The organism is Streptomyces spongiae, from assembly GCF_009377185.1.
Classification (GTDB): domain Bacteria; phylum Actinomycetota; class Actinomycetes; order Streptomycetales; family Streptomycetaceae; genus Streptomyces; species Streptomyces spongiae.
Window position 1 is genome coordinate 1 of the sequence record NZ_VJZC01000390.1, and the last position, 9,426, is coordinate 9,426.

The following is a 9,426-nucleotide window of genomic DNA, read 5'->3' on the forward strand; positions in this document are numbered from 1 at the left end:
ACGCCACACGACCCGAGGCGACGCTCGGCGCGCTGCCGTTACCACGGAAGGCCTCGTACTCCTCCCCCGGCAGCAACTCCCGGTAGTCGTTGTACATCACACCGGCGAAGACACCCGTCCGGCTGCCCCGCAACGACGTCGGATCGACACCCGCCCCCTCGACCGCCTCCCACACCGACTCCAGCAGCAACCGCTGCTGCGCATCCGTCGCCAACGCCTCCCGCGGACTCATCCCGAAGAACTCGGGATCAAAGCCGGCGACGTCGGCGAGGAAGCCACCGGCCCGGGCCGAGGACGTACCGCTGTGCTCCGGATCCGGGTGATACAGCCGCTCCAGATCCCAGCCACGATCGGACGGGAACTCACCCACCGCGTCCACACCCTCGGACACCAGCCGCCACAAATCCTCCGGCGACGACACATCCCCCGGGAAACGGCACGCCATCCCCACGATCACCACCGGGTCGTCCGCGAGAGGCGCCGCGGGCGGCGCCGGCTCCGAGCTCGCCGTCGTGCCTGCCAGCTGCTCGCGCAGGTAAGTGGCCAGGGCCTCTGCCGAGGGGTGGTCGAAGACCAGGGTGGTAGGCAGGCGCAGGCCCGTCGCCGCGGCGAGCGCGTTGCGCAGCTCGACGGCGGTCAGCGAGTCGAAGCCCAGGTCCCGGAAGGCACGGCTGGGTTCGACGGTCGCGTCGTCGTCGTGGCCGAGGACAGCCGCGGCGCGGGCGCGGACGACGTCCAGAAGCAGGGCCCGCTGTTCTTCCACCGTCTTCCCGGCGAGACGCCGCGGGAGGTCGTCGGCACCGGCGCGGCTCGTACGGGGCCGGAACAGGCCCCGGAGCAGCGGTGGGACGTCGGCACGCGACCGCAGGGCTTGATGGTCGAGCCGTACGGGCACCAGGATCGGGGGGTCTCCGGCGCAGGCTGTGGCCGTGTCGAACAGGGCCAGCCCCTCCTCGACGGTGAGGGGGCGGAAGCCGGAGCGTGCCAGGCGTTCGCGGTCGGGGCGGTCGAGCTCGCCGGTCATGCCGTCGGCTGTGTCCCACGGCCCGAAGGCAAGGGAGTGCGCGGGCAGGCCGTGACGACGGCGGTCTTCGGCCAGGCCGTCGAGGTAGGCGTTGGCGCCGGCGTAGTTCGCCTGTCCGGTGCCTCCGAAGGTGCCGGCCGCCGAGGACAGCAGGACGAATGCCCGTACGTGGGGGAGGAGTTCGTGCAAGTGCCGTGCGGCGTCGGCCTTGGGGCGGAGGACTGCGGAGAGGCGTTCGGGCGTGAGCGTGGTGAGGACACCGTCGTCGAGGACGCCGGCCGCGTGGATGACGGCGCCGATGGTGCGGCCGGTGAGTAGGTCGGCCAGTGCGTCGTGGTCGGCCACGTCGCAGGCGGCGATGTCGACACGGGCGCCGGCCTGGATCAGTTCGGTGCGCAGTTCGGCCGCGCCGGGGGCGTCCGCACCGCGCCGGGACACGAGCAACAGGTCGCGTGTGCCGTGGCGGGTGACGAGATGCCGTGCCAGGGCCGCGCCGATGCCGCCCGTGCCACCGGTGATGAGCACACTGCCCGGGCCTGTCCAGATGTCGCGGGCGTCCGGGGCGCCGGACTCGTGACGGTTCAGGCGGAGTGCGGCCAGCTCGGTGCCGCGTGCGGCCATCTCCGTCTCGCCCGCGTCGTAGGCGCCCAGGAGCAGGGCCGGGGACGGGACTTGGGGCGTGCCCGGGTCGCGGGTGAGCAGGGCCAGGCGGCCGGGGTGTTCGTTCGCCGCGGAACGGACCAGGCCGCGGACGGCTTCGAGGACCGGGGCGTCCTCGTCCGTGGTGACGACGACCAGACGGGACGTCGTGTACGGCGTGGCGGCGAGCCATGCGTTCAGGAGGTTCAGGGTGTGCCGGAGCGTGGCGTGGAGTTCGCCGGCGGTGATCTCGGTGAGGACGAGGTCCGGCGCCGCCGTGGTGCCGTCGAGCGCGTCCAGGCCGGGCAGGATCTCGGCGTCCTGTGGCGCCCAGGTCGGTGTGGGGCCGGTGGTGAGGACGGCGGTTCGGGCGGACGGTGACGCTTCGGGCTGCGGCAGGGGGACCCAGGTGCGGCGGAACAGCGCGTTGGGGACCGTGGTACGAGTCTCGGACGGCGGCCGGGCGACGAGGGAGCCCACGGAGGCCACAGGGGTCCCCGTGGGGTCGGTGACGGTGATGCGGACGGCGTCCGTGTCCGTGTCGCGGACGAGGTGGGCGCGCAGCACGCGTGCGCCTGCGTCGTGCAGGTCCAGGTTCTGCCAGGCGAACGGCAGCCCCGGCGTGCCGCCCGTGAAGGCGGCGGCGTGCAGCACGGAGTCGAACAGGGCGGGGTGCAGGCCGAAGCCGTCGGTGTCCGTGCCGTCCGGCAGAGCGGCCTCGGCGAACACCTCCGCACCCGCACCCCGCCGCCAGGCGGCGGTGAGGGCCCCGAACGGCGGGGCGTAGGTGAGGCCCGTTTCCGCCAGTTCGGCGTAGAAGCCGTCGAGGTCGACCGGCTCCGCGTCGGCCGGCGGCCATGGTACGGCGGTGCCGGGTTCGGGTTCGGCAGTGTCGGCGGTGGTGGCGAGCAGGCCGGCGGCGTGGCGCAGCCAGGGGGCGTCGGGGTCGCCATCGGGCCGGGAGGAGACGGTGACGGGGCGGCGGCCGGCGTCGTCGGGCTCGGCGACGGACACCTGGAGGGCCAGGGCCTCGCCGTCGGACAGGACCAGCGGCTGCGCGAGGGTGAGTTCGGTGATGTGCCCGTGGCCGAGTTCGGCGCCGGCCCGGGCGACGAGGTCGGCGAGCGCGGTGCCGGGCAGGACCACCCGGCCGGCGATCCGGTGGCCCGTGGTCCAAGGGTGGGTCGTGGTCGAGACGCGGCCGGTGAACAGAGCGGCGTCGGTGTCGGCGAGGCGGACCGCCGCCCCCAGCAACGGGTGGCGGACGGCGGTCAGTCCGGAGCCCCTGACGTCACCGCGGACGGGTCCGGCGGCCGGCCAGTAGCGGCGGTGCTGGAAGGGATAGGCGGGCAGCCGCGTGCGTCGGGCGCCGGTGCCGGTGAACAGGGCGGGCCAGTCGACGGGCACACCGGTGGTGAACAGCCGGGCCAGAGCGGTGACCAGCGTGCTCTCCTCCAAGTGGCCCGACCGCAGCACCGGCACGGCGACGGCGTCCGCATCCTCGGGCAGGGCCGGTTCGACGAGTGCCGTGAGGGCGGCGGTGGGGCCGACCTCGACGTAGGCGCGCACCCCGCTGTCGGCCATCGTGCGGATGGCGTCGCCGAAGCGGACGGTCTCGCGCACCTGCCGTACCCAGTGGTCGGGGTCGGTCAACTCGCTCTCCCCGACTGTGCTTCCGGTCAGGGTGGACACGATGGGCACGCGCGGCGCGCGGAACTCCACGCCGTCCAGCACCTCCCGGTAGGCGGGCAGCATGGGGTCCATGTGCGCCGAGTGGAAGGCGTGGCTGACCGGGAGGCGGGTGGCACGCCGGTCGGGCAGGGCGGCGAGGGTGGCCTCGACGGCGCCGGGGTCGCCGGAGACGACCACGGCGGCGGGGCCGTTGACGGCGGCGAGGGCCGCCCCGGCCACGAGGTGCGGCCGCACGTCGTCCTCGTGGGCCTCGACTGCGACCATGACGCCGCCCTCGGGCAGGGCATCCATCAGAGCGGCCCGTGCCGTGACCAGGCGGCACGCGTCGGGCAGGGAGAGGACACCGGCGACGTGCGCGGCGGCGATCTCACCGACGGAGTGCCCGGCCACCACGTCGGGGCGCAGTCCGAGGGACTCCAACAGCCGGTACAGGGCGACCTCGACGGCGAAGAGGGCCGGCTGGGCCGCGCCGGTGCGGTTCAGCGCGACCTCGTCGGTGCCCCACAGCACGTCGCGCAGGCCAGGGTCGAGCAGTGCCAGCGTCTCGTCGAGGGCGGCGCGGAACACCGGGAAACGGTCGTACAACTCGCAGCCCGCGCCGAGGCGTTGGGCGCCCTGGCCGGAGAAGAGGAAGGCGGTCGGGCCGGGTTCGGCGGCGACCCCCCGGGCGATCTCCACGGGGCCGCCGGTGCCGGTGCCGGTGGCAAGGGCCACGGCGCGGTGTGGGAAGGCGGTGCGGGCCCCGGCCGCCAGGGTGAGTCCGACGTCCAGGACGTCGTCGCGGGCGGCGAGTGGGGCCGTGCGGGCGTCGAGGGCGGCGGCGGTGCGGGCGGACATCACCAACGGAACCACGCCCGGCGTCACGTCGGCGGGGTCCCGGTCGGGCTCGTCCCGCGGCGGCGGGGCGGCCTCCAGGATGACGTGGGCGTTGGTGCCGCTGACGCCGAAGGAGGAGACGGCGGCCCGGCGCGGCCGACCCGTCTCGGGCCACCGGGTATCCTCCCGTACCGGGCGCACGGCGCCCGACGCCCAGTCCACGTGTGTGGACGGTGTGTCGGCGTGCAGGGTGCGCGGCACGACACCGTGTCGCAGGGCCAGCACCGTCTTGATGACGCCGGCGACACCGGCGGCGGCCTGCGTGTGCCCGATGTTGGACTTCACGGAGCCCAGCAGCAGCGGATGTTCACGGTCCTTGCCGTAGGTGGCGAGCAGGGCCTGTGCCTCGATCGGGTCGCCGAGCCGCGTGCCTGTGCCGTGGCCTTCCACGGCGTCCACGTCGGCCGGGGAGAGCGAGGCCGCGGCCAGCGCCTGGCGGATGACGCGCTGTTGGGCGGGGCCGTTGGGGGCGGTCAGGCCGTTCGAGGCGCCGTCCTGGTTGACGGCGGAGCCCCGAAGGACGGCCAGTACGCGGTGCCCGTTGCGGCGGGCGTCGGACAGCCGCTCCAGCACGACCAGGGCGACGCCCTCACCCCAGCCGACGCCGTCGGCGGCATCGGAGTACGCCTTGCAGCGGCCGTCGGCGGCGAGCCCGCCCTGGCGGTCGAACTCGACGTACGTCGAGGGGGTCGCCATCACCGTCACACCGCCGGCCAGGGCGAGCGTGCACTCGCCGCCGCGCAGCGCCTGGGCGGCAAGGTGCAGGGCCACGAGCGATGAGGAACAAGCGGTGTCGACGGTGACGGCCGGTCCTGTCAGGCCGAGGGCGTATGCCACCCTGCCCGAGGCCACGCTGTGGGCACTGCCGGCGCCGCGTAGTCCCGCGTGGCGCTCGTCGGTGAGGAGAGTGCCGTAGTCGCCGTACATGACGCCGGCGAAGACGCCCGTGCGGCTGTCCCGCAGCGTCACCGGGTCGATCCCCGCGTCCTCGACCGCCTCCCAGGAGACCTCCAGGAGCAGCCGTTGCTGCGCGTCGGTGGCGAGCGCCTCGCGCGGGCTCATGCCGAAGAAGTCGGCGTCGAAGTCGCCCGCGCCGGTGAGGAATCCGCCGCGCCTGGCCTCTTCCCAGCCACGGTCGGCGGGCACGTCGCCGATCGCGTCGACGCCGTCGGTCACCAGCCGCCACAGGTCGTCCGGGGAGCCGACGCCGCCGGGGAAGCGGCAGGACATGCCCACGATCGCCACCAGGTCGTCGTCGGTGGCGGTCCGCCGGGCATCCGGTCCGTCGGCCGCCGAGACCCGGCCGCCGGTCAGCCGCTCATGCAGATGCGCGACGAGGCCGGCGGCCGTCGGGTGGTCGAAGACGAGGGTCGCCGACAGTCTGAGGCCGGTGGCGGCAGCGAGAGCGTTGCGCAGCTCGATGGCGGTCAGCGAGTCGAATCCCAACTCGCGGAACGGCCGTTGGGGGTCGACAGAGTCGGCGCGGCGGTGCCCCAGCACGCGGGCGACCTGTGCTCGCACCAGGCCGAGAAGCTCGCGCCGCTGCTCCTCGGGGCCGAGCCGGCCCAGCGCCGCCGCGAGCCCCTCACCGCCGGAGACGGACGGTACGGCGGCACCGCGCCGGGCGCGGACGAGCCCGCGCAGCACCGCCGGCCCGGCGGGCCCGGCTTCGCCCAGTGCCTGTGTGTCGAGGCTCAGGGGCAGCACGACCGGTTCGCCGTGCGTCAGGGCGGCGTCGAAGAGGGCGAGCGCCGCGGTCGTGGAAAGCGGCAGCAGGCCGGTGCGCGTCATGCGGGCCTGGTCGGCGTCGGTCAGCTGCCGGGTCATCCCGGCGGAGGCCTCCCACGGGCCCCAGGCCAGCGACAGTGCCGGCGCCCCGGTGGCACGCCGCTCACGCACCAGCGCGTCCAGGCAGGCGTTGGCGGCGGCGTAGTTGCCCTGACCGGCGCTGCCGAGCACGCCGGCGGCGGAGGAGAACACCACGAACGGCACGTCGGGAGGGACGAGTTCATGCAGGTGGCGGGCGGCGTCCGCCTTCGGCCGCAGCACGGTCGTCAGCCGCTCCTCGGTCAGCGCGGTGACCACGCCGTCGTCGAGGACCCCGGCCGTGTGCACCACACCGCCGACGGCCCGCCCCGCCAGCAGCTCCGCCAGGGCGTCGCGGTCGCCCACGTCGCAGGCGGCGGCCTCGGCACGGGCACCGGCCCGCGTCAGCTCGGCGACAAGGTCGGCGGCGCCCGGCGCGTCCGGGCCGCGACGCGAGACCAGCAGCAGGTCCCGCACCCCGTGCCGCTCGACGAGATGCCGCGCCACCGCCGCACCGAGCGCCCCGGTGCCGCCGGTGACGAGGACGCTGCCTCGATTCCAGGCCGGTGACGACTTGGCAACACCGGCCGGCAACCGGCTCATCCTCGGCACCAGCACCTCCCCACCCTGCACGGCGACCTCGGGCTCGGCGCCGTCCAGGAGCAGGCCGAGCGCGCTGCGCAGCGCCTGTGGTGCCGGGTCGGCGACGGCGAGCGCGGCCAGCCGGCCCGGGTGCTCGGCGGCGGCCGACCGCAGCAGTCCGCGCACCGCGGCCACCGCGGGATCGTCGGTGTCCGGCGTGACCACGACCAGTCGGCGCCCCGACTCCTGAGCGAGGGCACCCTGCAGCAGCGCCAGGACGTCCGCCACGACCGACCGCACCTCCGACACGGGCGGCGGCAGCACCAGGACCTCGGCCTCGGCGCCGTCCTCGCCCACGACGAGGCCCGCGCCCCGCAGGGCGGCGGTGAGCGTGCCGTCGCCGTCCCCGGAGACGCACAGCGTGCCGGGGCTGCGGGTCGCCGCTGCGGCCGGCACCCACTCGACCCGGTAGAGCGGCCCGGCCGCACCCGCGGCGTCCAGCTGCCCCGCTGTGAGGGCACGGACCGCCAGCGCGTCAGCACCGGCCACGGGCCGCCCCGTCGGGTCGGCGAGGGTCACGCGGACGCGGTCCGGCGCGACGAGCGACAGCCGGGCCCGCACCGCCGTCGCCCCTTCGGCGTGCAGGGTGACGCCTTCCCAGGAGAACGGCACGACACCGTCCCCCACGAGCAGCGAGGTGCCCTGCAGCGCGGCGTCGAACAAGGCGGGGTGCAGGGCGAAGCCACGCGGTTCCGTCCCGTCGGGCAGCTCGGCCTCGACGAAGACCTCGTCACCACGCCGCCAGGCGGCACGCAGCCCCTGGAAGGCGGGGCCGTACCCGAACCCGGTCACCGCCCGGTCGGCGTAGAACCCGTCCAGCACGACCGGCTCGGCACCGGCCGGCGGCCACACCGCCAACTCCGGGTCGGACGCCGGTACTTCCTCCTCGCCGTCCAGCAGCCCCGTCGCGTGCACGATCCACGGTGCCTCCGCGTCGTGGTCGGGACGGGAACGTACGGTGACCGGCCGTCGCCGTTCCGCGTCGGCCGGGCCGACGGTGATCTGGAGGCGTACGACACTGTCATCGGGTGTCACCAGCGGCGTGCCCAGGGTCAGCTCAGCGAGCCGACGGCAGTTGTACTCCTCGCCGGCGCGCAGCGCCAGTTCGGCCAGAGCCGCGCCGGGCAGCAGGGAACGTCCGTGCACCGTGTGGTCGGCGAGCCACGGGTGTGACGCGAGCGACAGCCGACCGGTCAGGACGACGCCGTCGGAACCGGCCAGGGGTACGGCCGCGCCGAGCAGCGAGTGCTCGACGGGGTCAAGGCCCAGCGCCAAGGCGTCCCGTACGGAGGGGGAGGACTCAGGCCAGAAGCGCCGGCGTTGGAAGGGGTAGGTGGGGACGTCGGGGAGTCGGGAACGGGTGCCGGTGAGGAGTGCCGGCCAGTCGACGGGCACGCCGTGGGTGAAGAGGTGGGCGAGGGCGGTGAGCGCGGCTGTCTCTTCGGGCTGGTCCTTGCGCAGTGCCGGGACGGCGACGGCGTCCTCGGGCGCCATCTGCCCGATGAGGGCGGTGAGGGTGCCGTCGGGGCCCAACTCCAGGAAACGGGTCACGCCCTGCGCGGCCAGCGTACGGATGCCGTCGGCGAACCGGACGGTCTCACGGACGTGCCGGACCCAGTAGCCGGGGTCGCCCAGTTCGTCGGGGGTGGCCAGGGCGCCGGTCAGGTTGGACACGACCGGGATGCGGGGCGGCTGGAAGTCGATGTCGGAGATCGCCGCACGGAAGTCGTCGAGCATGGGGTCCATCAGCGGCGAGTGGAAGGCGTGGGAGACCCGCAGCCGGGTGCTGCGCCGGCCCGGCAGGACGGCGGCGACCGCGAGAACATCCTCCTCCGTGCCCGACAGCACAAGCGAGGAGGGGCCGTTGACCGCCGCGAGGGACACACCGCCGGTGAGGTGCGGGGTGACGTCGTCCTCGTCGGCGTCCACGGCGAGCATCAGCCCGCCCCCCGGGAGCGCCTGCATCAACCGTGCACGGGCCGACACCAGCACACACGCATCCGCCAGCGACAGCACACCCGCCACATGAGCAGCCGCGATCTCACCCACCGAATGCCCGGCCACGAAGTCCGGCCGCACGCCCAATGATTCGACCAGCCGGAAGAGCGCCACCTCGATGGCGAACAGCGCGGGCTGGGCGTGCTCGGTACGGTTCAGGGCCTCCTCGTCCTCACCCCACATGACGTCGCGGAGAGCGGGGTCGAGCTCGGCCAGCGTCGCGTCCAGGGCCTGGGCGAACACCGGGAAACGGCCATACAACTCCCTGCCCATCCCGATGCGCTGAGCACCCTGACCGGAGAACACCAACGCCAGCGACCCGCCGACAGCCACTCCCCTCGCGGCCTCGGTGACGCCCTCCGATGACGCCAGCAGCACCGCCCGGTACGGGAATCGCGCACGGCCGGTCGCGAGGACATGACCGATTTCATGGGCCGTGCCGTCGATGCCTGCCCGCAGGCGATCGAGTTGCGCGTCGAGCGCGGAGGCCGTCTTGCCGGACACCACCCAGGGGACGATCTCGGACGGGTCCGTCGTCTCCTCGAACTCAGACTCCGGGGGCCCCTGTTCGAGGATCAGGTGGGCATTCGTGCCGCTCACGCCGAAGGAGGACACAGCGGCCCGGCGCGGGCGGTCACCGTCCGGCCACGCCACCGGCTCCCGCACCAACTCCACCGCACCCGCCGACCAGTCCACATGCGACGACGGAACATCCACATGCAACGTCGGGGCAACGATGCCGTGCCGCA

General features: G+C 74.5%; 1 protein-coding gene. It reads right to left on the reverse strand.

Annotated features, from left to right (window positions below):
- Nucleotides 1-9,426, reverse strand: a 9,426-nt coding sequence (locus tag FNH08_RS35455; protein ID WP_152775633.1) for a type I polyketide synthase, incomplete at both ends; no start/stop codon positions are given.